We start from the raw sequence: 24,320 nt of genomic DNA, 5'->3' as shown, positions 1-24,320 counted from the left end.
GCGGCCCGTCCCCACGGGAGGGGCGGGCCGCGCGTCCTTTGTGAGAGGGCTACTTCACGTTGGCGAACCAGAGACGGACGTACTCGTCCGGGAACTGGGGCACGTCGACGCCGTCACGGACCGCCCATGCGACCGGCTGCTGGTGAATCGGGATGAAGGCGACCGTATCGCGAGCCACCTTCAACGCCTCGACCAGCATCGAGCGACGCTTCTCCTCGTCGAGCTCAACCGCCGCCTTGCGGGTCAGCTCCTCGATCTGCGGATTGGTGTAGCCGCTCGAGTTCGAGCCGCCGTATCCGTCCTTCTGGGCGGTGAGCAGCGACGACAGGACGCTGAACCCGTCCATCGGCGGCAGGGTCGCCCAGCCGACCATCGAGACATCGAATTCGCCGCGATCCTGGCGGGGGAAATAGGTCGCACGGGATTCCGTCTGCAGTTCTGTCTGGATGCCGACCTTGGTCCACATCGACGCGATCGCCACGCAGGTCTGCTCGTCGTTGATGTAGCGGTCGTTCGGGCAGTTGAGCTTGGTCTTGAAGCCGTTGGGGTACCCCGCCTCTGCGAGGAGCTTCTTGGCCTTGTCCTGATCGTAGCCGAGCGGCTGGTCGTTGTCCTTGGAATAACCCGGCACCGGAGGCGCCACGAGGGTGCCGGTGTTGCGGGACTTGTCGCGCATGACACGCTTCTTGATCGTCTCGAAGTCGATGGCATGCCACATGGCCTGACGCACCTTGACGTCGAGCATCGGATTCTTCTGCCCCGGCATCGCCTTGAGTTCCGGCTTGGCGCTGAGCGTCAGCATGATCAGGCGGAGCGAGGGTTCCTCGATGACCTTAAAGCCGGAGGACGAGCCGATCCGCTGAAGATCCTGCAGGGGCGCCGGGGCGATCAGATCGAGTTCGCCGGAGAGAAGGGCGGCCACGCGGGTCGCGTCCGACTTCACCGGCTTGAACTCGATGCGGGTGAGGTTGTGCTGCGGCTTGTCCCACCAATCGGGGTTGACCACGAAGGTGGTGCCCGCATCCGGCTTGTAGGATTCGACCTTGAACGGACCCGTACCGACCGCACTGGTCGAGGCCGCCGTCGTCACGCCGGTGGCGATGTTGCCCGGTTTTAGGGCGCCGTTCGCCTCCATCCACTCCTTGTCCATGATGTACACGCCGGCAAGGTCGTTCAGGAGGAGCGGGTACGGGCCGTTGGTGACGATGTCGACCGTGTAGTCGTCCACCTTCTCGGCCTTGAGGACGGTCGCGATGTTGCCGCGGGCCCGAGCGCCTGGATCGAGCAGACGGGTGATCGAGGCCACCACGTCGTCGGCGGTGAACGGATTGCCGTTATGGAACTTCACGTTCTTGCGAAGCTCGAACCGCCAGGTGTCGGGCTTCACCGTCTTCCAGCTGACCGCCAGCGCGGGCTCGAGTTCGAGGTTTCGACCGCGACGCACCAGCGGGTCGAACACGTGGTGCAGCATGCTGGTGGTGAAGCTCTCCGTGTGGGCATACGGATCGAGCGTGGTGAGGTCGGTCGGGGACGACCAACGCAGCGTCTTTGCTTCTGCGGCGAGGCCCATCAGGGCCCCGAATGCGACCGATAGTGTAGCGACGTGCCGAGCTTTCATCATGGCCTCCAAGTTCCCTCTGGCTGGGATTATATTGGATACAATCGCTAGCAGGTTTGCATACAGTTAATAGCTCGTCAATCGACTATTGACGCTTCGTCATGAGCAAGTTTTGTGCACAATGTGCCTGACAAGCAGCCGTGAACGATCGCCGCCGGCTGAGTCCAGGAGCGTGTTGGGCTACAAAACGATACGCAATGGGGTGCGTAACGATCAGCTCGCGTAGCGATCCAGGATGGAGCGGATGTCCCGCTGCTTGTCGGAGTTGGACGAGAGCAGGGCGCGTTCCGTGACCGCCTGGAGATGATGGTCCATGGCATTGATGGCGCGGGCGGCATCCCGGGTGCGCAGGGCGTCGATGATCTGGTGATGCTCGTTGATCGAGCAGTCGGCGGAGTGCGGGCGGCTGTACATTGCCAGGATCAGGGAGCAGCGGGACACGACTTCGTCCACGTACCGGGCGAGAACCTTGTTGCCGGACAGTTCGGCGAGGAGGATGTGGAACTCGCCCGCAAGACGAATCGACGCAGCACTGTCCTGATGCCCAGCCTTGGCTTCTAGTCCGACGTGCTGCTCAAGCAGCTGAAGATCCTGATCCGTGACCTTCTCAGCCAGGCGGGCGAGGACCTGGCGCTCCAGGCACATCCGGGCCTCGAAGATGTCATAGGCTTCCGCGAGGCTCGGCTGGGCGATGGCCGCACCCTTATTCGGCTGAAGATCCACCAGGCCTTCGGCATTCAGGCGGGCCAGCACGGACCTCACGATGGTGCGGCTGACCCCGAACCGCTCGCCGATCACATCCTCGGTCAGCTTGTCCCCCGGGAGCAGGGCCTGTTCGATGATGGCGCGGCGAAGTCCGAAGTAGACGGCATCGCTGCGGGTCGGGGCAGCGGTTTTCGAGAGACGATGGGACATGAAAGCGGGCGATGAAGGGTGGAGGTGGGCTCGCCACCATTTTGTATCCATTTTGCTCTCGCAGAAAGACCCTCGGCCGGAAAAGTATTGTATCCAATAATGTATACTTCTATGGTCGTTCTGCAACTGGCTTTGTGTACGAACCGAACAGGCGGCGGCCTGAAAGAGAGCGAGGCGAGACCAATGAACGGCGACCTATACATCACCAACGTTCGGCCCATGGGGGGCGAAGCGACAAGCGTGACGGTGCAGGACGGACGCATCGCGTCCTATGGTGGGGATGCTGTCCCCGGCGCGGACGTGGTGGACGGTGGGGGCGCCATCGTGGTTCCGGGTCTCGTCGAGGCCCATACCCATCTCGACAAGTCGCTTCTCGGCATGCGCTGGTACCACAACGATGTCGGGCCGCGCCTGATCGACAAGATCGACAACGAGAGGGCGCAGAAGCGCCTCCTCGGCATCGATCCCGCCCGCCAGTCGGCCCGGCAGGTCGTCCTGTCTGTGGCCCAAGGGTCGACCCACATCCGCTCCCACGTCGACGTGGACACCGACATGGGCCTCAGCGGAATCGAAGGCGTCCTGAAAACGCGGGAGCAGTACCGCGGCGTCGTGGACATCGACATCGTCGCCTTTCCGCAGAGCGGGATGCTCATCCGTCCCGGGACGGTCGAGCTGATGGAGGAGGCGCTCAAGCTCGGGGCCGACGTGATCGGCGGCCTCGACCCTTCCGCCATCGATCGCGACCCGAAAGGGCATCTCGACGTGGTGTTCGGACTGGCAGACCGCTACGGCTGCCCGGTCGACATCCATCTGCACGAGCCGGCGGAGCTCGGGGCCTTCTCCATGGAGCTCATCATCGAGCGCACGAAGGCGCTGGGCCTCCAGGGCCGGGTGACTGTCAGCCACGCCTTCTGCCTCGGCATGGCGGACCAGGATTATGTGGCGAGCCTGATCGACGCCCTGGCGGAGGCGCGGGTGCACATCCTCACGACGGCGCCCGCCTCCCGGCCGGTGCCGCCGGTCAAGCGCCTCGTCGATGCCGGCGTGGTCGTCGCAGCGGGTTCGGACGGGATCCGCGATACGTGGGGACCCTATGGCAATGCCGACATGCTGGAGCGCGCCGTCCTGGTCGGCCTGCGCAACAACTTCCGCCGCGACGACGAGGTGGCGCTGGCGCTCGACGTCTGCACCCATGGCGGCGCCCGCATGATGGACCTCGACGGCTACGGCCTCGATGTCGGATGCCGGGCCGATTTCGTTCTACTCGACGGCGAGACCCTCGCAGAGGCGGTGGTGAGCCGGCGTCCGCGCCGGCTCGTCGTGAAGAACGGACGGGTCGTCGCCCGCGACGGGCGGGCCCTGGTCGAGGCTCCTTGAGGCCTGCCGCCTAGCCCAGGATGTCACGGAGCGCCCGCATGAAGACGCGGGCGCCGATTCCAATCAGGTCGTCCGGGAAGTCGTAGTCCGGGTTGTGGAGGCTCGGATAGGTCTCGCCCGCACCCAGGAAGAACATGGCGGCGGGCGCCTTCTGGCCGAAGCGGCCGAAATCCTCCGAGGCCCGGATGGGACCTGCGCCTTCGTCATGCGGCACGCCTTCGGCCTCGAGCGCGCGGCGCAGGTGCGCGACCGCCTCGGGAGCGTTCTCGCAGTGGTGGAAGACGTCGTCGTAGGCGATGTCGACCTTCAGGCCTTGGTTCCGCGCGGCTTCTGCGGCCAACGCCTCGGCCCTGGCGCAGAGATCCTGCATCCGGGAATCGGTCAGCGTGCGCAGGGTGGCCCAGATCTCGGCATGTGCCGGCGCGATGCCGAAGGCTGGCTCGCCCATTTCAGCATGGGTGATCGTCACCAGGGAAAAGGTCTCGTCCAGCGTGCTGCCGTGGCTCAGCGCCGTGAGGGCCGACATCAGGTGCGCCACCGCGTTCATGGGGGAAATGCCCGTCTCCGGCATCGAGGCATGGGCGGTCTTGCCGGTCAGGGTGATGCGCATGCCGCGCGATGCGCAGTTGACCACGCCCTCCGCCAGAGCGGCCTTGCCGAACGGGATGCCGGGCATGTTGTGCAGGGAAAAGGCGATGTCGGGTGCGATCTCGCGGAACTTCGGGTCCGCCACAACGGCGGCGGCGCCGGATCCGTCTTCCTCGGCCGGCTGGAAGAGCAACACGGCGCGGCCCCGCCGGGGACGCTGGCGGCCGAGGCCGCGGGCGAGGGCGGCCAGGATCGCCATATGGCCGTCATGGCCGCACAGATGCCCCTTGCCGGGAATGGCGGAGCGATGCGGTGCGTCGCTGATCTCCTCGATCGGCAGGGCGTCGAGCTCGGCCCTGACCATCACGGTCGGACCCGGCTCGCGGCCCTCGTAGACCGCCGCGACCCCGTGTCCGCCGAGGCTCGTAACGATCCGGTCGGGGGCGTTCGCTTCGAGAAAGGCCTGAACCTCCTCGGCGGTCTTCGCCTCCTCCCTCGACACCTCCGGCATCCGGTGGAGCCGTCGCCGCCATTCGGTCAGTTCGATCACGTCTTGGTTGGTCAGGAACATGAGGATCTCGGTGATTCAGGGTGGGCCGTACTCATCACTTGTTGTTAGCGCGGATGCGCCGGAAGGTCACTGGTGTGCTCCCATGCGGCTTCGCTATTCATGGCATGCGGAAACCTTAAGTCCGGCCGGCGCCTTGATAGCCGGACGGCCAACGAGGAGGTGGCGATGGACGTCATTCTGCGGATGCAATGCGACGATGTTCTCGGCGGCCGGATCGAGCGGGAGACGCCGATCGGCCTGGTGACGGTCGCCACCATCGCCCGCGACGGAGACGGTCTCGTGGTCCGCCTCACGGACGATCATGCGCGGACCGAGCTCGGCTACCTCGACGGGCTCCGGGCGCGCGACTGCAACGACCTTCAGCACCGTCTCTCGCGCCGGGACGTGACAGTCACCATGCCGGACGTGTGAGCAGGAGCGCCGCGTCGGATCCATTTACATCGTTCCGTGCCGCAGGTAGCGCGCGTGCCAGCTCAGCGCCTCGTCGAGGAGGTGAGGGGTGTGCCGGCCGGGCGCCCCGCGGACGGCGCGCTCGAAATAATCCTGGAGCGCAGGCCGGAAATGCGGGTGCGCGCAGTTCTCGATGACGACCCTGGCGCGCTGCCGCGGTGCGAGGCCGCGCAGGTCCGCAAGCCCCTGCTCGGTCACGACCACCTGAACGTCGTGCTCCGTATGATCGACATGGGACACCATGGGGACGATGCACGAGATCGTGCCGCCCTTAGCGACCGACGGGGTCATGAAGAAGGACAGGAACGCGTTGCGGGCGAAATCGCCGGAGCCCCCGATCCCGTTCATGATGCTCGATCCCATCACATGGGTGGAGTTGACGTTGCCGTAGATGTCGGCCTCGATCATCCCGTTCATGGCGATGATCCCGAGCCGGCGGATGATCTCCGGGTGGTTGCTGATCTCCTGCGGCCGCAGGACGATCTTCTGGCGGAATTCCTCGATATTCTTCTCGAAGCGGGCGGCGGCCTCGTGGCTCAGGGACAGGGCGGTGGCGGACGCGAAGGTCAGCTTTCCGGAATCGACGAGGTCGAGCATCCCGTCCTGCAGCACCTCCGTGTAAGCGGTGAGGTTCTCGAACGGGCTGTCCTTAAGGCCCGCGAACACCGCGTTCGCCACGTTGCCGACCCCGGATTGCAGCGGCAGGAGCGTGTTCGGCAGTCGGCCCTTCTTCACCTCGTGTCCGAGGAACTCGATCACATGTCCGGCGATCATGCGCGACGTCTCATCGGGCGGGGTGAAGCGGGTGTTGCGGTCCGGCTGGTCCGTCTCGACGATGGCGACGATCTTGGCCGGATCGCACATGAGATAGGGCGTCCCGATCCGGTCGCTCGGGTGGACGAGCGGGATCGGCTGGCGATGCGGCGGCAGGCGGGTGCCGTAATAAATGTCGTGCATGCCTTCCAGCGCCAGGCTCTGGCGCCGGTTCACCTCGAGGATGACCTTGTCGGCCTGGTCGAGCCAGGTCTTGTTGTTGCCGACCGACGAGGACGGGACCAGGCGACCTCCGTCCAGCACAGCCGCCACCTCGACGACGGCCACGTCGAGATGGCCGAGGAAGCCGAACCAGACGAACTGCGCCACGTGCGACAGGTGGATGTCGATGTAGTCCATCTGCCCGGCATTGATCCGTTCGCGGCAGGTCGGGTCGGACTGGTAGGGCAGGCGCATCTCGATGCCGTCGACCTTGGCGAGCGCGCCGTCGAGCTCCGGCGCGGTCGAGGCGCCGGTCCACACGCCGATCCGGAACGGATCGCCGCGTTCGTGCGCCGCCATGATGCGGCGGGCGAGGGCGACGGGAACCTCCTTTGGATAGCCGGCGCCGGTAAAGCCGCTCATTCCGACATTGGCGCCCGTGGGAATGAGGCCGGCCGCCTCCTCCGCCGACATGATCCTGCCGCGCAGGGCAGGATCCTGGACCCGAGTTGCGTCAGCCATGGGCAAGGCTCCCTTCTTCGCTCCGCCTCTGCTCATACGATCCCGAGCGTGACCGTAGGAATCCGGCGGCATGAACACCAGACCTGACCTGAGCGCATGGCGCTGGGCCGCTTAAGGTAACTCTTCCGCCGTGTCCCACCCGCTTCGAGAGCCCCGTCGCACCCGTCGGGCAGGAGATGCCGTGGGAACGGCCCCGCGGAGCATACGTTTCATGACATATCACCTTAGGAGGTATCGATGCGTCTCCGTCATCTGCTGGCCGCCCTGGCCGTGAGCGTCGCCTGGGGCGGCATGGCCGAAGCGTCCCCGAAACCCGCGATTCCCAACCTCGACAAGGTCGAGGTGGCTTACGCCAAGCACCGCTCCGGCCATGTCCACCGCAAGGTCGTGTACCGGAATTGGGGACCTCGGCGCTCGGTCCGCGTCGTCCGTTATGCGCGGCCTTACCGCTATGGCTATTATCGTCCCTACCGGCCCGTCCGGGTCGTGCGGTACGCCCGGCCCTACCGCTATGGCTATTACCGGCCCGCACGGGTCGTGCGTTACGGCTATCCCTACGGCTATTATCGCCCCGCCCCCTATTATGCGCCGACGCGCTACTACGCAGGCTACGGCCGGCCCTACTACCGTCCATACTACGGCTATGGCGGCCCGTATGGAGGCGTCTCGATCGGCGTCGGCTTCTAGCCCGCCGCGTGGAGCGGAACCGGATGGGCGCGTCGCCACAGCCGGTTCCGCCCTTAAAGCACACTTGAGGCACGGCGCCTCGTCGCCGTTCACCGCGAGCCGTCGCCTTTCATGGGCGGCGTGAGCGGGCGGAGGAAGTCGGAGGTCAGGTTGAGCGGCGGCCCGCCGAGCTCCTCGTCGAGGTCGATGGCCACCGCCGCGATGCCCTCGGGCGTCATGTAGTGGAGCGCCACATAGACCCGCAGCAGCAGCCGGCTCAGGCGCTCCCGGTCGGCCCTGTAGCAGGGCGGCCCGGCCTCGCCCTCGCAGCGCCGGGTCCGGCGGCAGGCGCCGTTCGGGCAGGTCCGCGGCACGCCCGCCGCCTCGAACACCCGCGCGAAGAAGGCGCGCCGGTACGGCGGCAGGTCGAAGGGATAATCGGGCCGCACGAAATCCGGCAGGTCGATCGCGTCCTCGGACGGGAGCAGGGCGGGGTCCTTGAGCAGGTCGTAGAGAAACATGGGCGTCACCGATCAATGAAGAAAAGGAACGGATGAAAAGGGCAGGGGGCATCGGCTTCCCGCCGCGTGCGGCGGGAAGGAGGGCCGGACCGGTCCTGGCTCTGTCCTGGAACGGGACGGGGAGGCGCGGGACGTCTGGGCCTCGCCGCTCCGGCGGAGCGGGCGGGGGAGTTCGGGAGCGGGCTGCCGTTCGTGCGGCGGGCCCAAATCGTCCCGCACGCGGCTTTCCTGAAGGAGCCCGGCCTCGCGCTCCGGGGCATGATCCGGGATGCCACAGTCATCCCCATGCCCCTTAAGGCGCATTTCGCGCAGCCCCGGATGCGTGGCGCACCCGGTGCGGGCGAGGCTGGGAAGAGGACGAAGAAGGCCACGCCCGAACGCGGCCGCCTGCGTCGTCTCCCGCTCGGGATCCCGGCGGCGCCGGGCTTGCGAGACCCGGTCCGGCCGAAAACCGCACCCGCCCCCACAGCCGACGCCTCGGGCGCGTCCCCGGCGGGGCGGATGCAGAACGATATAGCGAAGCTTGGGCCGGTTGTCAAGAACAAAATAAGAACAAATACCCGCTCGGACCGTCCGTTCCGTGCGGGGAGGAGTTGGGAGCGGGATCGAAAAGTCGGAGCGCGACCAGGTTCGCCAGGGCGCAGCACGCCGCCGCCTCACCTCTCCCTCCAGGGAGAGGTCGCGCAGCGTGGGTGAGGGGTTTCGACGGTTCGAGAGTTCGCACGGAGCCGCAACGGCGCCCTATACCCCCTTTGTGGGGGAGAGTTGGAGAGGGGGGTGTGGGCGCCATCCTCAACCAGCGTGGCGCCGGCACCCCCACGCTTGGTCCCTCCCCACAAGGAGGAGGGAAAGCGCGCCGCATCCTGAGCCGGCGTAACCCCTCACCCGGACCCGCTATCCTGCCTCTCCCGCCGGGAGAGGTGGAGGTCGCGCCCTGTGGCGTGCCGCACGGGGCGTCGCATTACGAATCCGTAATCTGCCTGCAACGCAGGCGGCAGCCGGCCAAGCCCAGCGTGAGGAGGTCCGCCGCGTCCGCGGCTGCTGTCGCCTCGAAGGAGGATTCCGCATGGTCCTGGAGCACGAGCCTCGGAGCCGAAGGAGCGCGCAGCCGTCCCCGTCGGATCTGCAGCAGATCAAGGATGCGGTGGGGCAGCTGCGCGCCGTCAGCCCCGGAAGCGCCCTGGCCGAGCTGGTCGAGGAGAAGATCCGCATCCTCGAACACGGCGGGCCGACGGTCCGCCGCGTCCCCGCGCCCGGCCGGCCCCGCCCCTGAGCGGCGCGGCCGGTCTTATCCCCGGCGCGCCAAAGGCGGGAAGGGACGCGCCTTCCTGCAGTGAGGAGCCCGTACCGGGGCGGTTGCGGCTTAGAAGTCGTAGAAGACCATGGCGGACTTTCTCACGTTGATGGCGAACAGGACGGCCGCGCCGGCGCCGTTCCCGTCGGCATCGTAGTAGAGGTATCCGGTGGTCTGATCGTAGATGACGCGGTCGTTTGCATCCTTGGCCGCCGTGCCGAGAACGAACTCGTCCTCCCCGATGGACTCGACGAAGAACAGCAGGTTGACGCGATCCATTCCGGATTCAAAGTCCATGATCCTGTCGACGCCGCCTAGATCCACCTGGAAGGTGTCGCCGCCGGCTCCGCCGGTGAGCGTGTCCGCGCCCTTGCCGCCGACCAAAAAGTCGTCGCCTGCGCGGCCATAGAGCTTGTCGTTGCCGTCTTCGCCGAAGAGGTTGTCGAGCCCGTCCCCGCCGTCGAGCTGGTCCTTGCCGGCTCCGCCCCAGAGCGCGTCGCGGCCGTTCTGACCGTAGAGCTTGTCGTTGCCCCTTAGGCCGAAGACGATGTCGTTCCCGTTGCCGGCGCGGATCACGTCCGATCCGTCCGTGCCCAAGAGGGTTTCCTTCCTGCCGGTGCCGCCGATGGTCTTGGCGATCGCGGACAGACCGCCGGAGAACGGGATCGCGGCGTAGGCCTGCACCGCCGGAAGCTCGAACAGGTCCGTCGGAACCTCGATGTGCTTGGTACGGGTGTCGGATGTGGTCATGATTGCCCCCAAAATGGATGTTCAGTCTCTAGACTGATCGAAACGTTATTACAATTGATGAATGCGGGCCGGTGTGCGGAAGGGCACGCGAGTGATGGGCAAGAGACAGAATGGTGTGTCATCCCCGGCGGTCCGGAGGACCGGGAAGGGAGCCATTCATCATCCGGCCGCGCGAGTGGATTCCCTTCCCCTCCGCTGCGCTCCGGCCGGGAATGACAAGGAGGGCGTGCCCCTCCCGATGTCATCCCCGGCGCCCGAAATCCCGTAAGGGGACACACGAGCCGCCCGCGCCGTCGAGGTACGAGGTCATCATGGCTTCACCTTTTCCACCGGGAGAGGGAGAAGGGCGCGCCCGCTTTGAACCGCGACCCACCCCATGCTAAGCCTGACCGCAGAGCCGGATGCATCCGGCTCCGGGGCGTGAGAACCCCTTCTGTGGCGGTCCTGCATCGACCGCTTCGATGCCTTCCTTGCCTTAGGGCCGGGGAGGTGCTGCCGCATGTCCAGGGCGAGAGCCTAAAGGGCAGCGCGGTCGTCCACAGACGGCTTCTCAACTCCCCGACCACCAGCGGTGCTGGTGGTCGTTTGTTTCCGAGGGAGTTGTCGCGATGGAGCAGCCCTACAGCGTCCTGGCCGATTGGCTGTCGAAGTTCCACACCTGGCCCGAATTCATCCAGGCCCTCTGGCTCGTCGCCGTGCCGGTGACCGTGCTGGGTGTCACGTGGATCGTGATGCGCGGCCTGCGCGACATCGCCGCCGTGTGGCGCGGGCGCGGGGAGGCGACGCTCTATGGCGTCCCGAGCGAATGGCGTGCCCCGGCGCAGATCGATCGCGGCGGGAGGCTCCGCGTGGCGGACAGCGGGACGGCCCTGCCGCCGCTCCCCGCTCCTTCCGCACCATCTCCGTCATTCCGGGACGCCTCAAAAAGTTGAGCCCGACCCGCATTCACGGAGGCAGTTCCGGAAAGTCGCCGCGTCGAGCGTCGGGCTCCGGTCGAAGCTCCTCGACGAAAAAACCCTGCCTTGGTCAGGCAGGGTTTGAGTTTTCTCCTCGCCTTCGGGATGACATCCGAAAAGCATCATCAGTAAGTCACGATGCGTCCGGGGCGTCAAGTTAACAAATCGATAAACAAGGGCGGTGCGGGATCATAATCTCATCGAATACGTGATTTCCTAAAGTAAATGATGGAGGTACTACTTTTGATACTGCCGCTTCGACAGTCATCGTCCAAGAGGTGTTGCAAGTTTGCTATAGGGAATGACGACGTTATGGCCGTAAGCTGCGACCGTTCCTCTTGGCACAAGGGTGACTCTCATGAGAAAGTGCACTTCGAGTTTACTTGCAGCGACAGCTATATCGACACTCGCGTTCACGGCGGCCTCCGCAGCCGACCTGCCCGTCAGGGCGGCTCCGCCGGCTCCTGTCATCCAGGCGGTCCCGATCTTCACCTGGACGGGCTTCTACGTCGGTGTGAATGCCGGCTGGGGCTGGCGCGACAGCAACCGTGATCCCGTGATCCTGGGCCCCGGCCTCGGCCTTCCGGCGGGCCTCGCCGGAACGCTGGTGTTCTCGAACAGCGACGACGGCGGCTTCACCGGTGGCGGCCAGATCGGGTACAACTACCAGATCGGGTCGTTCGTCGTCGGCGTCGAGACCGACATCCAGTGGGCCGATACTGACCGCGACCAGAACGTGGTGTTCATCCCGGCCACGGGCTTCGCCGGCACCTTCGTGCCGGGCGTGTTCAACAGCAACGCGCCCGATTGGTGGGGATCCGTGCGCGGGCGCATCGGCGTCGCGTTCGATCGCGTGCTCATCTACGCCACCGGCGGTCTCGCCTACACGGACAACAGCACCGGCTGGACGGTCGGCGGCGGTGTCGAGTGGGCGCTTCCCGCCAACTGGTTCGGATCGTCCGCCGTCACCTTCGGGCTCGAAGGCCTGTGGCTGAGCTTCGATGACAACAACGACGACTTCAACGGCGTCATCGGGACCTTCACGCCGGTCGGCGGGGGTGCGGCCCCGGTCATCGCTCCCATCGTGGCCAACAACAACAACGACAACGACTTCTTCGTGGCTCGCGCGAAGCTGAACTTCAAGTTCGGAACGTACTGAGCCTTGCGGGGGTGCAGCCTCGACGGCAAAGGCCCGGGAGAAATCCCGGGCCTTTTTTCGTCGGATCGCGTCACGCGCTCGACTTGTGTCCGCTCTCGGGAACGATCAGCGCGCCAGGCCGGACGGCGCGACGTAGTCGATCGGGCCGAACGGATTGCGCGCACCCACGTAAGGCCCGTTCGTGACCGGGTCGGGCAGGTTGCCGCCGCCGCTGAAGCGTTCGTTGTTCTGCATGTAGGGTGGGCTCGCCAGGTAGGATTGCGCCTGCCCGTAGCCCGTATAGCCGGGATTGATCGAGCCCACCGGAACGGCTGTGCCGGGATCGAGGAAGCTGCGCGGCGTCACCCGCAGGACCAGCGGCCCGCCGTCGCCGAGCTGCCGTCTGCGGGGCTGTTGCGCCTCCGCCGGCACGGGGACCACGAGGGGGACGATTGCGGCGAGCACGAGGGCCATCGACAGGGAACGCATGGGCCGACCTCCTTCTGGCGGGCATGGCCCGCGGGAGCCCCCATCGTCGTCCTGGCGGCGTTTCGCCGTCCCCAGGGATGCCGCGCGCGGGGGCCGTGCGCGCCGCGGTTTCACTGCTCCATGCCGACCCGCGCGACCGTCGCCGTGCGCCATGCGGTCGGGGTCTGGCCGGACCAGCGGCGGAAGGCGCGCGTGAAGGCGCTCGCCTCCGAATAGCCGAGGGCCGCCGCCACGTGGCTCAAGGGCAGCTTCGTGTCGTTCAGCAGCTGGCGTGCGACCTCGAAGCGGGTCTCGTCGATGATGTCCTGGTAGCACTTGCCTTCCTGGTTCAGATGCCGGTTCAGCGTCCGCCGGTGCATGGCGAACATCGTCGCCACGGCTTGGGCCGAGCACCGGCCGGCGAGGATGCGGGTGCGCAGCACGCGTCGGAGATCGTCCGCGAAGTCGGGCGTGTTGGCCGCTTCGAGCTCGCGCACCCTGTCGTCGAAGATCTGGCGGAAGACCGGATCGGCTCCTGCGATCTCGTGATCGAGCCAGCGTGCCGGGAACACCAGGGCCGCCGTCTCCTGGTCGAACCGCACCGGCGCCCGGAAGAGGCGATGGTAGAGGACCGGATCCGCCGGGAGCTGCCGCGGCAGAAGAACCTCCCCCGGTAGCCATTCCGCGCCGCAGAGGGTGCGCATGATCACCGCGCACAGGACCATGACGGCGTCGGCGATCTGGTCCGTGCTCTCCACGCCCGGCTGATAGATGGCATAGCTCAGCATCGCTTCGTCGCCGGTGACCGTCAGCAGCGGGGCGGCGCCGCGGTCGCAGAGGTGGATGTGCTGGATCAGGTTGCGCAGGGCCTCTCCGACCGTGGCCGAATGCTGCATGAGGCCGCCGACGGGCCCCAGGCCCGAGATGGTGGCCTTCTGTCCCACCAGAAGACCGAAATGCTCGCATTTCGTGCGCGCCACGCACAGGGTGACGAGCCGGCCCAGCGCCACGAAGGAGATCACGTTGTCGCCGTCATCGAACAGGGCGGGATCGAGGTTCGCGTCGCGGATGACCGCGGCGGCATCGAGGCCGAAATCCTTCAGGACCGATGCGATCTCCTTGGCGACCCCCATGCGCACGAAGCCTCCGGGAATTGCCGCGGCGGACATCCTGGACCGCGTGTCTTCGGCGCGACGAAGCTGCGCGCCGATGCGAAGCTCCGGCAATCCGGCCATGCGATGGGACAAGGTGCTCACGGGCGGACTCCTTCAGCGCAAAGCAAACCTCACAGGTTAAGATGGACAGATCGAAAGAACTGAAAAACTCGGAAAAATACCGGTACAGCAGGCGCAGGATACTTGCCGCGCACCTATCCCTTCGAAGTATTATGAGGGAGTAGACCCAGGGAGAGTGCGCCGATCCATGGCGGTTTCTCTGTGGGCGGCCGCGGATAATGCCACGCGAACAACAGTCGATGCACAGTCTGATCGCAAACGGACCCGGCTGAATTGCGATAGATCAATCCGCATGGCTCTGCTTCGATGGTTTGATCTCAATGGTAAGGCAGGGGAAGGATATGCGGCAGAAGAGCGGATCGGTCTGTTGGGCACGGGAGCATGCCGTGCCGAAACCTCCTGCCGCCGCTGAGCCATGCAGGACGTGAACCGTCAGACCCGACCGGCATCGGCCGAGATCCCGCCACGTGGCAGCCGCGACCGCGCCCTTTCGTGGCATCTGGCGCTGCTGTGCCTTGCCCTGATCCTGCCCGTGCTGATCCTGGCGGCGGTGCTGGCCTGGTCCTATGTGGGCTCGGAGCAGCGTCGGATGACGCAGGAGGGGCTCAGGGCCGCCCACGACGTCGTGGCCGCGAGCGATCGCAAGCTCGCGGGCCTCATCGCGGCGACGGAAATCCTCTCGCTGTCCCGGGCGCTGCAGGAGGACGACCTCGACGCCTTCGACCGACAGGCGCGGGACGTCTTCCGGCGGCTCGGGATCAACGTGGTGCTCCGCGACCTGAACAGCCGCCAGGTGGTGAACACGCGCCTGCCGCACGGCGCGCCCCTGCCGACCAATGTCGACGCGGAAACGGACCGGCTGGTGCTGGAGACGCGGCGGCCGGCGGTGTCGAACCTCCTGATCGGCGGCGTGACGCGCAAGCCCCTGTTCATCGTGAACGTGCCGGTCTTCAAGGGCAACGACATCGCGTACTTCCTCAACCTCAGCCTGGAGCCCGAGAGCATCCGCGAACTCGTCATGGGGATGGACCGCCCGGCGGGCTGGACGATCGTGGTGGCGGACCGCCGGGGCAGCATCATCGCCCAGTCCGGAAAGGGCGACGAGGTTGTCGGGACGCCTCTGCCGCGCCCGCTCTGGGACGACATCAGGGGTGGCGACGGCATCCTCGGAGAGCGGGTCGTGGCCCCTCCCGACGAGAAGGCCCTCGTCGCCTTCGACCGCTCGGATCTCTCGGGCTGGGTCGCGCTCGTCATGCTACCCAGCGCCCACACGACGGCACCGCTGCGCCACTCCCTCATGGGCCTGTCGACGCTTGCGGCCGGCATGCTCGTGCTCGCGGCGGTTCTCGCGCTGGTGTTCTCGCGCCGCATCGAGCGCCCGGTCGGCCGGCTCGCTCTGGAGGCCGAGCGCCTCGGGCAGGGCGAGGCCGTGCGGCTGCTGGAGACGGTCGTGCGCGAGGTCAACATGCTCAGCGCGACCCTGTCGGAGGCCGCCGCGAAGCGCCACCGCGCGGAGACCGCCCTGCGCGAGAGCGAGGAGCGCTACCGCGCCCTGGCCTCTGCCACGCGCGAAGGCGTGGCGATCCACAGCAGGTGGCGGGTGATCGAGGCCAACACCGCATTCTGGACCATGTTCGGCTACGCGTCGCGCGATGACGTGGTCGGCCACCGTCCGCTGCACTTCATTCCGTCCTTCGCGCGGCAGGCTGCAATTGCCGATGCCCGCAAGGAGATGGACGAGCCGTTCCAGAGCGTGGGGCAGCGGCCCGACGGATCGATCTTTCCCATCGAGCTGTGCACCCGCTTCATCGTGTACCAAGGCCAGCCCATGTGGGTCGAGGTCGTCCGCGACCTGACGGTCCAGAAAGCCACGGAGGCCGCCCTCCGCGACGGCGAGGCGAGGCTGCAGCTGGCGCAGGCGGCCGGAGGTGTCGGCACGTGGGACTGGGACGCGTTGCGGGGAGTCGCAACCTGCTCGGAATCCTATTGCCGGCTCTATGGTCTCGACCCGCAGAGCCAGGGGCACCAGAGTCCGGAGGCCTGGCTCGCGCAGGTCCATCCGGACGACCGCGAGCGCGTCATGGAGCTCAGGCAGGCCGCGATGGCGAGCGGGCGGCTGGAGAGCGAGTACCGCATCGTCCGACCCGACGGCTCCGTGCGATGGATCGTCGACCGCGGGCTCGCCATGTACGATTCCACCGGCCGCCTCATCCGCTTCCTCGGCGCGAACGTAGACGTCACCGAGGCCCGGCTGGCGGAGGAGCGTCTGCGCGAGCTCCAGTCCCAGCTCCTGCACGCATCGCGCCTGAGCGCCATGGGCGAGATGACCGCGGCTCTGGCGCACGAGCTGAACCAGCCCCTCGGCGCGGCGGCGAACTTCCTCAATGCCGCGCGCATCGCGCTGACGGGCGACGAGCCGGACAGCCGGGAGAGGGCGCTTGCGCGCCTCGACCGCGCGACCCAGCAGACCCTGCGCGCCGGCGCGATCCTGCGGCGGCTCAGGAGCTTCGTGGCCCATGGAGACATCGACCGGCGCATCGTCAGGACGCGACCGCTCGTAGAGGATGCGGTCGCTCTCGCCCTGGTGGGCGCGCGGGATCCCGAGCTGCGGACGCGGCTCGACTTCGGGTCGGAGGATCCGGCAATCCTCGTCGACGCCATCCAGATCCAGCAGGTGGTGTTCAACCTCGTGAAGAACGCCATCGAGGCGACGGAGGGCCATCATCCGCGCGAGATCACCGTCGCCACGCGGGTGACGTCCGACGACGAGGTGGAGATTTCGGTTGCCGACAACGGTCCCGGCCTGCCCGACGACGGAGGCATGCTGTTTCGTCCCTTCGCCACCACGAAGGCCGAGGGTCTCGGCATCGGGCTCTCGATCTGCCGTGCGATCGTCGACGCGCATGGCGGCCGCCTGTGGGCCGAGGAGCGTCCGGGCGGCGGCGCCGTCTTTCTGTTCACCGTTCCTGCCGCGCGAAAGAAGGAGGTCACCGATGACGAGCGAAGCCACCATCCACGTGGTGGATGACGACGAGGCGATGCGGGACTCCCTCGTGGCCCTTCTCGACGCGAGGGGATACCGGACCTGCGCCTATGCGTCCGCCGACGAGCTGCTGGCGCGGGGCGGCGCCCTCGAGCCCGGCTGCGTCGTGAGCGACGTGCGCATGCCGGGCACCGACGGCCTGGCGCTGCTCCGCCGGCTGCAAGGCCAGGGAATCGCGCTTCCGCTGGTCCTCATCACCGGCCATGGCGACATTCCTCTGGCGGTTGCGGCGATGAAAGCGGGCGCGATCGATTTTCTCGAGAAGCCCTTCGAGGCCGCCGCCCTGTTCGATGCGGTCGAGGAGGGATTGCGGCGTCGCTCGGGCAGCGCCGCCGACGGTGAAAGCCGCGAGGCGGTACGGCGCCTGGAGGTTCTCACGCCGCGCGAGCGTGCGGTTCTCGAGCGGCTCGTCTCAGGCGAGTCGAACAAGGAGGCGGCGGTCAAACTTGGCATCAGCCACCGCACGATCGAGTTTCATCGGGCCCACATCATGGAGAAGACGGGATCGAAGGCGCTCACGGACCTCGTCCGCCTGTGGCTCGCCGCCGGGTCGGAAGGGGCGTCGGAGGCCCATTCCGGAGTGGAAAGGCAGCCCCGCCCGTGAGGCTGCGAGGCTGGGGCGGGGCTGAGTGTGCAAAGGTATGCCAAGGGGGTGCGGGGAGGAACCTTTGCGAGAGCCATGATGATGCTTTCGAACGGCTCTGCTTGATCGCCTGGGACGGATGCTTGACAGGTTGGGACACGACCTTTCGCAGGATGCTTCTCCTGGAGTCATCGAGCCGCGGCGCCTCGTGATCGCCCGAGTTTTCACCGCTTCCAGCGACGCTTATTGTTACTGCCATCCCATTGCTCCGATCTTGTGTCCAGTGCCGAAACGTCGGTCGGAGATTCACCCGTAAAGGTGCATCATGACTCCCGAGCAGCCCAGCTTTTCCGCGGAGCGGACATGCGCCGAAATCGCTCGCCTGCATGCACTGAACGAAAGGGAGGCGGAACTCGCCTGCGCGCTCGCATGCATGTTCGACGATCCGAACGACGATCCTCGGACCGGCATCTGCGTGCATCGGCCCGAGCATGCGGAGGGCACGAAAGTCTGCGCCGGGAGATCATATCATCGTCGCCGGTTCGACCATTCCTTCGGCCTTCGAGACCGAGCCCCGGGGCGCGAGGCGATCGGACTTTCGCCATGTCCGACCCTGCTCGACGGGGAAATCCGTCGGCGGACCATTCATGCGTCCCGTGTGGGCGACGAGGTCCGTCCGCACGGGCGCTGAGCACGGGCCGGTCCGCGTCCTGGCATCCGTGTCGACGACCACCTTCGCGCTCCCATCGGGGGCGCACCGACCAAAATCAAGGAATCGAGACGGCAGGCGGTTTCTTCTGAGGCTGCGGTACGCAGGCGGAGGCGCCAATGCCGAGGTACTACTTCCACATCAGGTTCGCGGGCGAGATCGTCCCGGACCGGTTCGGACGCGAGCTACCGGGTCCCGCGGCCGCGCGGAATCAGGCGCGCGACGTGGCGCGGCACCTTCTGAGCGCATGCGGTCAGCACTGGCGGGACGCGGAGCTGCACGTGGTCACGGGAAGCCAGGAGGTGACCACGATCCGCCTCTCGGATTTGTGAGCCCGGATCCGTGGCTATAGCCGTGGTGTCCACTCTTACGAATGCTGAGGCAGGTCGTGCAGCGCGTCGAGCGCCTACGCATTTTCATAACCCTCATGCCGCCCTCGTGTTCAACGCGCGTGATCGACACGAGGGCGACAGCCAATTCGTCGGATGCGGGTTCGGTTTACCTTCCGCATAATGAGGCCGCGTGCTTCGATCCGCCGGAGCATTCCGGCGGCGCTTCGCATGACCAGACGCAGCCCTCACGCAGCTTCCGAGCGGCGCGCTAGGGCCTTCCCGGCCACGGCATCGGGCACGCCTACGAGATCCATCCGCCGGCGCGGCAGGGCGTGGGGGTATTCCGCCTGCAGGAAGGCCGCGAGCTTCTCGCGCACCTCGCAGCGCAGGTCGAAGGCGCGGCCGGAATTGGACGCGCTCACGAGGATGCGCACCTCCATCACGTCCTGCTTGAAGTCCGTCACCTGCACGGCTACCACCTTGCGGTCCCAGAGCGGCGAGGCGGCGGCGATCTCCTTCACCTTGCCGCGCAGCACCTCGATCGGAACCCCGTAGTCGAGATAGATCATGACGGAGCCGATGAGGGATGCGCTCTCGCGCGTCCAGTTCTGGAACGGGTGCTCCATGAAGTAGCTCAGCGGCAGGATGAGGCGGCGCAGGTCCCACACCCGGACCACCACGTAGGTCGAGGTGATCTCCTCCACGTTGCCCCATTCGCCCTCGACCAGCACCGCGTCGTCGAGCCGGATCGGCTGGGTAACGGCGAGCTGGATTCCTGCGAACAGGTTCTTCAGCAACGGCTGCAGCGCGAAACCGGCCACGAGGCCGGCCGCGCCGGCGGAGGCCAGGAGGCTGACGCCGTACTGGCGCACGCCCTCGAAGGTCATCATGACGGCGGCGAACGCGACCGTGACGATCAGGACGTTCGCCACCCAGCCGAGGATGCGGGTCTGCGTCGCGTGCTTGCGGGCGAGCAGGTTGTCCTCCGCGTCGAGCTTGAAGCGACGGAGATAGACGGTCGTCCAGATGTGCAGCGCGGTGCGCGCGACCCAGGCGGAGAGCGCGATGAAGCAGATCAGCAGGACGTGGCCGAGGGCGCCCGCCTGGCCTCGGCTCAACGGCGCCAGGGTGCCTGCCGTCCCGACGGCCACGATCATGACCGCCAGCCGCAGCGGGCGGCGCGAGCGCGACACGAGCGAGCGCCAGAACAGGTCACGCCCCGCGACAAGGTGCGAGAGGAACCGGAAGGCGAGGCGATGAACGATGAAGCCGATACAGATCGCGGTCGCGAGGACCAGAAGGCTCGCGACCCCGGGCGGCAGCACGGCGATGGCCCGCTCGAAGTCGAGGGCCGAGAGAGTGTCGAGATTCATGCGCCGGTCTTCTCCTGGGATCGTATGCTCGCGGCAAGGCGCGCGATGCCGGGGCGTCTGCCCTCGGGCATCCGGTCAGCGCGCTCGGATGGGGTCAGCAGGCGGGAGGCGCGGACGGCGGGAGCGTGGAGACCGCAGGCGCATCGGCGCGGGAGCGCCGCCCGGCAAGGGGAGCTTTCGCTTCGGGGATCGCGCGGGGCTCCACCGCGGCCTCGTGTGTGACATGGTCCATGGAATACTCCGACATGCTGCTGGAGGTGAGCGTCTGAGTAGCGCCGCAGGCGCCGGACGGAGGATGTCATCCACCTTCCGGGTGAACGCCTCAGTGGCCGGGAGGTTGCGACGGGACCGTCCGGACACGGGCATGCGGGGCATGTCGCGGGCACATGGCGTTGATCCGCCTCCCGCCCTCACGCTCCCGCTTGCGGCGGCGTCGCGCCTCGGTAGAGTGTTCGCCCCGGCCGACCACAGGCGCAAACAGGCTCTTCCCGATGCTCACCACCGACTACCGCCCGATTCCTCTGCCGGATTTCCATGAACTCCCGGTCGAGGAGATGCGCCGGCGCGCGAAATCGTTCTACGAGGAGATCCGCAAACGCCATACGGTGCGGGAGTTCTCGCCGCGGCCCGTGCCCCGCGACATCATCGAGTCCTGCCTTCTCGCGGCAGGAACCGCGCCGAACGGCGCGAACCATCAGCCGTGGCACTTCACGGTGATCGGCGATCCGGAGATCAAGCGGAAGATCCGCATGGCCGCCGAGGAGGAGGAGAGCGCCTTCTACAGCGGCCGCGCCGGGGAGGAATGGCTCGCGGCGCTCAGGCCCCTCGGCACGGACCCGAACAAGCCGTTCCTCGAAACGGCTCCATGGCTGATCTGCATCTTCGGCGAGCGCAGGAGCCGCAGCGCGGACGGGCAGCTGCGCAAGAATTACTACGTACCGGAATCGGTCTCCATCGCGGCGGGATTCCTGATCGCCGCCATCCACCATGCGGGCCTCGCAGCGCTGACGCACACGCCCAATCCCATGGGTTTCCTCAATCGGATCTGCGGCAGGCCGGAGAGCGACAAGGCCTACCTGCTCATGGTCGTCGGCTACCCGGCCGAGGACGCGACGATTCCCGCTCACGCCCTGGAGAAGCGTCCGCTCGAGGACATCGCGACCTTCCTCTGAGAACGTATGGAAGGTCCCGGGCAAGCTCGGCCGCGCTCAGGAACATGGCGCTGATCGTCCGGTTAACGTGCATGCCGGCTCTTTCGGGGCAGGACCTCGGCGGATCGACGGGACTGGGACCTGGAGGGCTCCGCTCCCGCCTCGAGAGGCGCGGCAGCACATGAGGTCCGATGCTCTCGATCTTCGATCTGATCGCCGTTCTCCTCGTTCTGACCGCGGCCTTCGGCTGGGTCAATCATGTGGTCATCCGGCTGCCGCACACAATCGGCCTGCTGCTCATGGGGCTGCTGGCGTCGCTCGTCCTGATCGGCATCGAGATCGCGCATCCAGAGGTCCGCCTCTACGAGGACCTGACGGTCCTGCTGCGCCAGATCGACTTCCAGGCGACCGTGCTCAATGGGCTCCTGGCCTTCCTCCTCTTCGCCGGGGCCCTGCACGTGGACTTCTCGCTGCTGAAGCGCCGGGCCTGGCCGGTCGGCGTCATGGCGACGGCGGGCGTGGCGATCTCGACCGTGATCGTCGGCGTCGGGCTGTGGCGGATCTCGGGGGCGCTGGGAGTGGAGCTTCCGCTCGCCTGGGCGCTCGTCTTCGGGGCGCTCATCAGCCCCACCGACCCGGTGGCGGTGCTGAGCACGCTCAAGTCCGTGAGGGTGCCGGAGGCGCTCGAGGCGGACATGTCGGGCGAATCCCTGTTCAACGACGGCGTCGGCGTGGTGGTGTTCACGGTCCTGCTCGCAGTCGCGACGGGGGCAGGGGAGGGCGGAGCCGATGCGAGTCATATCGCCAAGCTCTTCTTCGTCGAGGCGCTCGGCGGCGCCGTGCTGGGGCTCGCGACGGGATACGTCGCCTACCGGGCGATGCGCGCGATCGACAGCTACCCGCTCGAGACCCTGATCTCCCTGGCGGTTGCGGCCGGCACCTATGCGGGGGCGGCGAAGTTCCACATGAGCGGCCCCATCGCGGTCGTGGTGGCGGGGATCCTGATCGGCAACCGGGGGCCGCAGGATGCCATGAGCGACCTGACTCAAAGGTACGTCTTCGGCTTCTGGCAGCTCGTGGACGAGATCCTCAATTCCGTGCTGTTCCTGCTGATCGGACTCGAGGTGCTGGTCGTCGGCTTCGATCCGGCCTTCGCGTGGCTCAGCCTGTCGAGCATTCCGCTCGTTCTCCTCGCTCGCTTCCTTGCCGTCGCGATTCCGGTCACGCTCCTGCGGGCGCGCCAGAGCTTCGCGGCAGGCACCATCCCGGTGCTGACCTGGGGCGGCCTGCGGGGCGGCATCTCCATCGCGCTCGCCCTCTCGCTGCCCGACGTGCCGGAAAAGCCAGCCCTGCTCGCTGCAACCTACGCGGTGGTCGTGTTCACCATCGTGGTGCAGGGTCTGACATTGAGGACGGTGGTGGCGCATTTCACCGGCGCGCCGGTCACCGAGGAGGCGGGGGACGGCGTCGTGCACGATCCCGGGTCCCCAAGGCGCGCCATGGACGCCGTCGCCGGCGGCGAATAGCACAGTTCCCAATGGGTAGGGTCGCTTGCCGCAGGAACCCCTTTGACGCTCCTGTCGTTCTCCGGCCGGGCAGCAAACCGAAAGGAGCCACGCGATGGACCTGTGGCAGATGGTGCGGGCCGATTACGCGAACATCAGAGAGCTTTGTCGCGAGGTGCTGCGGGCGACCGGAACCGGTCCCAACAGCCGCGCGCGCCTGTTCGCGGAGCTTGACGTGGAGCTGGAGCGGCATATCCGGGCGAAGGAGCGCGTTCTCTACCCGGTCCTCGAGCGGGACGACCGCACGCGCGGCTATCTCCCCGAGTTGCGGCGCGAGCAGCAGGGGATCCGCCGGCGCATGGACGCCCTCGCGGCCATGCCCAACAAGAGCGGGCACCGCTGGGCTTACGATTTCAGGGATACCGTCAGCGACATCAGCCACCTCTTCACCCTGGAGGAGGGTGGCGTGATGACCATGGCGCGCGGCGTGGTCGCGCCCGAGGATCACGAGACGCTGCGGCGCGCCTTCGAGCGCGAGAAGATCGCTGCCATCGAGGCCCGACGGTGGCACGTGCCCGAGACGCTCGTGCCCGCGCGCTACGGGCTCTCCAACAGCACCGTGCTCGGCGCACTGGCCGGCATTGCGGCGGTCGGTGCCGCAGCCTTTCTCTGGCAGCGCTACGGCGAGAGCCAGGGCCGCACCCGCCACGCCGGCTTCCGCCGCTTCCAACCGGCGGGCACGTTCGCCGGACGAGGCGGCATGCGTGCCGGGGCGATGGTCGGCTCCCACCCGGACGTGAGGGGCAGCACCAACGATGCGCTCATCCGCTGCATCGAGGAGTGCTATTCCTGCGCGCAGGCCTGCACGTCCTGCGCCGACGCCTGCGCGGCCGAGCCGATGGTGCAGCAGCTCATTCAGTGCATCCGTCTCGACATGGACTGCGCCAATATCTGCGCGGCGACCGGCTCGATCGCGACGCGGCGCACCGGGTCGAACGAGGCCGTGATTCGGCGCATGCTGGAAGCCTGCGCCACGGCGTGCCGGCTCTGCGCCGAGGAATGCGAGCGCCACGCGGGAATGCACGAGCATTGCCGCATCTGCGCGAATGCATGCCGCCGGTGCGAGCGGGCCTGCCACGAGGCGCTCCGGAGCATGGGGGCGGGCGTCGCCGGCACGCAGGCGGCTTACGAGCGTCCCCGGAGCGAGACGCGGCCTTCCGCCGCCGGCTGGCGCTAGGAGAATGCGGGTCGCCGCCGATGAGCGAGCATGTGACTGACAGGTAATGGAGAGCGGACGATGCTGAAATGGGCGTTGATCTTCTTCATCGTTGCGATCGTCGCGGGGCTTCTCGGCTTCACCGGCATCGCAGCCGGCGCGGCGACGATCGCCAAGTGGCTGTTCTTCATCGCGGTCGCCGTCTTCGTGATCTTCCTGATCATGGGGCTGATCGCCGGCGAGACGCTATTCTAGTGCACCGGACCCGGAGTGGATCTGCACGTCTGGGTCCGGTGCGCCACTCTTGAGGCGGCGCACGGGCGACCGGTGCCTCGCTCGGGCGCGATGCGATCGCGCGGGTCGC

Annotated in this window: 22 protein-coding genes and 2 pseudogenes; 13 read left to right on the top strand and 11 right to left on the bottom strand. The window is 67.1% G+C overall.

Translation table 11 applies throughout. From position 1 onward, the window contains the following. Window positions 1-49: 49 nt before the first annotated feature. On the bottom strand, window positions 50-1,621 hold the full coding sequence (locus tag DES45_RS20395; protein ID WP_245571809.1) for an ABC transporter substrate-binding protein: 1,572 nt from the start codon (window positions 1,619-1,621) through the stop codon (window positions 50-52). A 210-nt stretch (window positions 1,622-1,831) separates the two neighbouring features. After that, window positions 1,832-2,533 (bottom strand): GntR family transcriptional regulator, encoded by a 702-nt coding sequence (locus DES45_RS20390; RefSeq protein WP_114772018.1) that lies wholly within the window; start codon window positions 2,531-2,533, stop codon window positions 1,832-1,834. 183 nt (window positions 2,534-2,716) lie between these two features. Here DES45_RS20390 and DES45_RS20385 point away from each other — a divergent pair, with 183 nt between their 5' ends. After that, on the top strand, window positions 2,717-3,910 hold the full coding sequence (locus DES45_RS20385; RefSeq protein WP_114772017.1) for an amidohydrolase family protein: 1,194 nt from the start codon (window positions 2,717-2,719) through the stop codon (window positions 3,908-3,910). A 10-nt stretch (window positions 3,911-3,920) separates the two neighbouring features. Here DES45_RS20385 and DES45_RS20380 read toward each other — a convergent pair whose 3' ends face one another. Further along, window positions 3,921-5,069 carry an amidohydrolase gene (locus DES45_RS20380; protein WP_114772015.1) on the bottom strand — a complete coding sequence of 383 codons (1,149 nt, stop codon included), beginning with the start codon at window positions 5,067-5,069 and terminating at the stop codon, window positions 3,921-3,923. Window positions 5,070-5,234: 165 nt separating this feature from the next. Here DES45_RS20380 and DES45_RS20375 point away from each other — a divergent pair, with 165 nt between their 5' ends. Next, on the top strand, window positions 5,235-5,480 hold the full coding sequence (locus DES45_RS20375; protein WP_147282457.1) for a hypothetical protein: 246 nt from the start codon (window positions 5,235-5,237) through the stop codon (window positions 5,478-5,480). 24 nt (window positions 5,481-5,504) lie between these two features. On the opposite strand, the gene scpC is transcribed toward DES45_RS20375, so the two are convergent. Next, window positions 5,505-7,016 (bottom strand): succinyl-CoA:acetate CoA-transferase ScpC, encoded by a 1,512-nt coding sequence (scpC, locus tag DES45_RS20370; protein ID WP_114772011.1) that lies wholly within the window; start codon window positions 7,014-7,016, stop codon window positions 5,505-5,507. 237 nt (window positions 7,017-7,253) lie between these two features. On the opposite strand from scpC, the gene DES45_RS25875 reads away from it, so the two are divergent. After that, window positions 7,254-7,703, top strand: a complete 450-nt coding sequence (locus DES45_RS25875; protein WP_173947865.1) for a hypothetical protein — start codon at window positions 7,254-7,256, stop codon at window positions 7,701-7,703. Window positions 7,704-7,792: 89 nt separating this feature from the next. On the opposite strand, the gene DES45_RS20360 is transcribed toward DES45_RS25875, so the two are convergent. The 3 genes from DES45_RS20360 to DES45_RS20350 all read right to left on the bottom strand — a co-directional run bounded on the left by DES45_RS20360 (window position 7,793) and on the right by DES45_RS20350 (window position 10,247). Beyond that, window positions 7,793-8,203: a hypothetical protein gene (locus DES45_RS20360; RefSeq protein ID WP_114772009.1), complete on the bottom strand. Its 411-nt coding sequence runs from the start codon at window positions 8,201-8,203 to the stop codon at window positions 7,793-7,795. Window positions 8,204-9,164: 961 nt separating this feature from the next. After that, window positions 9,165-9,425, bottom strand: coding sequence for a hypothetical protein (locus tag DES45_RS20355; protein WP_114772007.1), 261 nt, complete (start codon window positions 9,423-9,425; stop codon window positions 9,165-9,167). A gap of 141 nt (window positions 9,426-9,566) precedes the next feature. Continuing rightward, window positions 9,567-10,247, bottom strand: a complete 681-nt coding sequence (locus DES45_RS20350; protein ID WP_114772005.1) for a calcium-binding protein — start codon at window positions 10,245-10,247, stop codon at window positions 9,567-9,569. A gap of 608 nt (window positions 10,248-10,855) precedes the next feature. Here DES45_RS20350 and DES45_RS20345 point away from each other — a divergent pair. Then, window positions 10,856-11,179, top strand: coding sequence for a hypothetical protein (locus DES45_RS20345; RefSeq protein ID WP_114772003.1), 324 nt, complete (start codon window positions 10,856-10,858; stop codon window positions 11,177-11,179). A 382-nt stretch (window positions 11,180-11,561) separates the two neighbouring features. Beyond that, window positions 11,562-12,362, top strand: a complete 801-nt coding sequence (locus DES45_RS20340; RefSeq protein ID WP_114772001.1) for an outer membrane protein — start codon at window positions 11,562-11,564, stop codon at window positions 12,360-12,362. A gap of 105 nt (window positions 12,363-12,467) precedes the next feature. Here DES45_RS20340 and DES45_RS20335 read toward each other — a convergent pair whose 3' ends face one another. Together DES45_RS20335 and DES45_RS20330 are read right to left on the bottom strand one after the other, a co-directional pair. Beyond that, entirely contained in the window at window positions 12,468-12,830 is a 363-nt protein-coding gene (locus DES45_RS20335; protein ID WP_114771999.1) for a hypothetical protein, read from the bottom strand. A gap of 110 nt (window positions 12,831-12,940) precedes the next feature. Beyond that, entirely contained in the window at window positions 12,941-14,065 is a 1,125-nt protein-coding gene (locus DES45_RS20330; RefSeq protein WP_245571808.1) for an AraC family transcriptional regulator, read from the bottom strand. A gap of 403 nt (window positions 14,066-14,468) precedes the next feature. On the opposite strand from DES45_RS20330, the gene DES45_RS20325 reads away from it, so the two are divergent. The 3 genes from DES45_RS20325 to DES45_RS20310 all read left to right on the top strand — a co-directional run bounded on the left by DES45_RS20325 (window position 14,469) and on the right by DES45_RS20310 (window position 18,711). Next, entirely contained in the window at window positions 14,469-17,072 is a 2,604-nt protein-coding gene (locus DES45_RS20325; RefSeq protein WP_170151576.1) for an ATP-binding protein, read from the top strand. Beyond that, window positions 17,038-17,691: a response regulator transcription factor gene (locus DES45_RS26145; protein ID WP_114771993.1), complete on the top strand. Its 654-nt coding sequence runs from the start codon at window positions 17,038-17,040 to the stop codon at window positions 17,689-17,691. The genes DES45_RS20325 and DES45_RS26145 overlap by 35 nt, the downstream gene beginning before the upstream one ends. Before the next feature lie 807 nt (window positions 17,692-18,498). Then, a complete protein-coding gene (locus DES45_RS20310) occupies window positions 18,499-18,711 on the top strand; it encodes a DUF6894 family protein (RefSeq protein ID WP_114771990.1) in 213 nt (70 codons plus the stop codon). A gap of 245 nt (window positions 18,712-18,956) precedes the next feature. On the opposite strand, the gene DES45_RS20305 is transcribed toward DES45_RS20310, so the two are convergent. Both DES45_RS20305 and DES45_RS25255 read right to left on the bottom strand, forming a co-directional pair. After that, window positions 18,957-20,084, bottom strand: a complete 1,128-nt coding sequence (locus tag DES45_RS20305) for a mechanosensitive ion channel family protein (protein ID WP_114771987.1) — start codon at window positions 20,082-20,084, stop codon at window positions 18,957-18,959. A 94-nt stretch (window positions 20,085-20,178) separates the two neighbouring features. After that, window positions 20,179-20,316 carry a hypothetical protein gene (locus DES45_RS25255; RefSeq protein WP_170151575.1) on the bottom strand — a complete coding sequence of 46 codons (138 nt, stop codon included), beginning with the start codon at window positions 20,314-20,316 and terminating at the stop codon, window positions 20,179-20,181. A gap of 259 nt (window positions 20,317-20,575) precedes the next feature. Here DES45_RS25255 and DES45_RS20300 point away from each other — a divergent pair, with 259 nt between their 5' ends. The 5 genes and pseudogenes from DES45_RS20300 to DES45_RS20285 all read left to right on the top strand — a co-directional run bounded on the left by DES45_RS20300 (window position 20,576) and on the right by DES45_RS20285 (window position 24,211). Further along, the gene (locus DES45_RS20300; protein ID WP_114771985.1) at window positions 20,576-21,256 is read left to right on the top strand and encodes a nitroreductase family protein; all 681 of its coding nucleotides are present in this window, start codon (window positions 20,576-20,578) and stop codon (window positions 21,254-21,256) included. A 170-nt stretch (window positions 21,257-21,426) separates the two neighbouring features. Continuing rightward, window positions 21,427-22,761: a cation:proton antiporter gene (locus DES45_RS20295; RefSeq protein ID WP_114771983.1), complete on the top strand. Its 1,335-nt coding sequence runs from the start codon at window positions 21,427-21,429 to the stop codon at window positions 22,759-22,761. Window positions 22,762-22,855: 94 nt separating this feature from the next. Further along, a pseudogene (locus DES45_RS25860) lies at window positions 22,856-23,206 on the top strand (hemerythrin domain-containing protein); the annotation flags it as partial. 294 nt (window positions 23,207-23,500) lie between these two features. Further along, window positions 23,501-23,896: pseudogene (locus DES45_RS25855) on the top strand (four-helix bundle copper-binding protein); the annotation flags it as partial. A gap of 141 nt (window positions 23,897-24,037) precedes the next feature. Beyond that, complete coding sequence (locus DES45_RS20285) at window positions 24,038-24,211, top strand: DUF1328 domain-containing protein (RefSeq protein ID WP_114771979.1); 174 nt, start codon at window positions 24,038-24,040, stop codon at window positions 24,209-24,211. Window positions 24,212-24,320: the final 109 nt, after the last annotated feature.

This window comes from Microvirga subterranea (assembly GCF_003350535.1).
In the GTDB taxonomy this organism is placed as follows: Bacteria; Pseudomonadota; Alphaproteobacteria; order Rhizobiales; family Beijerinckiaceae; genus Microvirga; species Microvirga subterranea.
The sequence above is the reverse complement of the archived record's forward strand: the minus strand, read 5'-3'. Positions and strand labels throughout refer to the sequence as shown.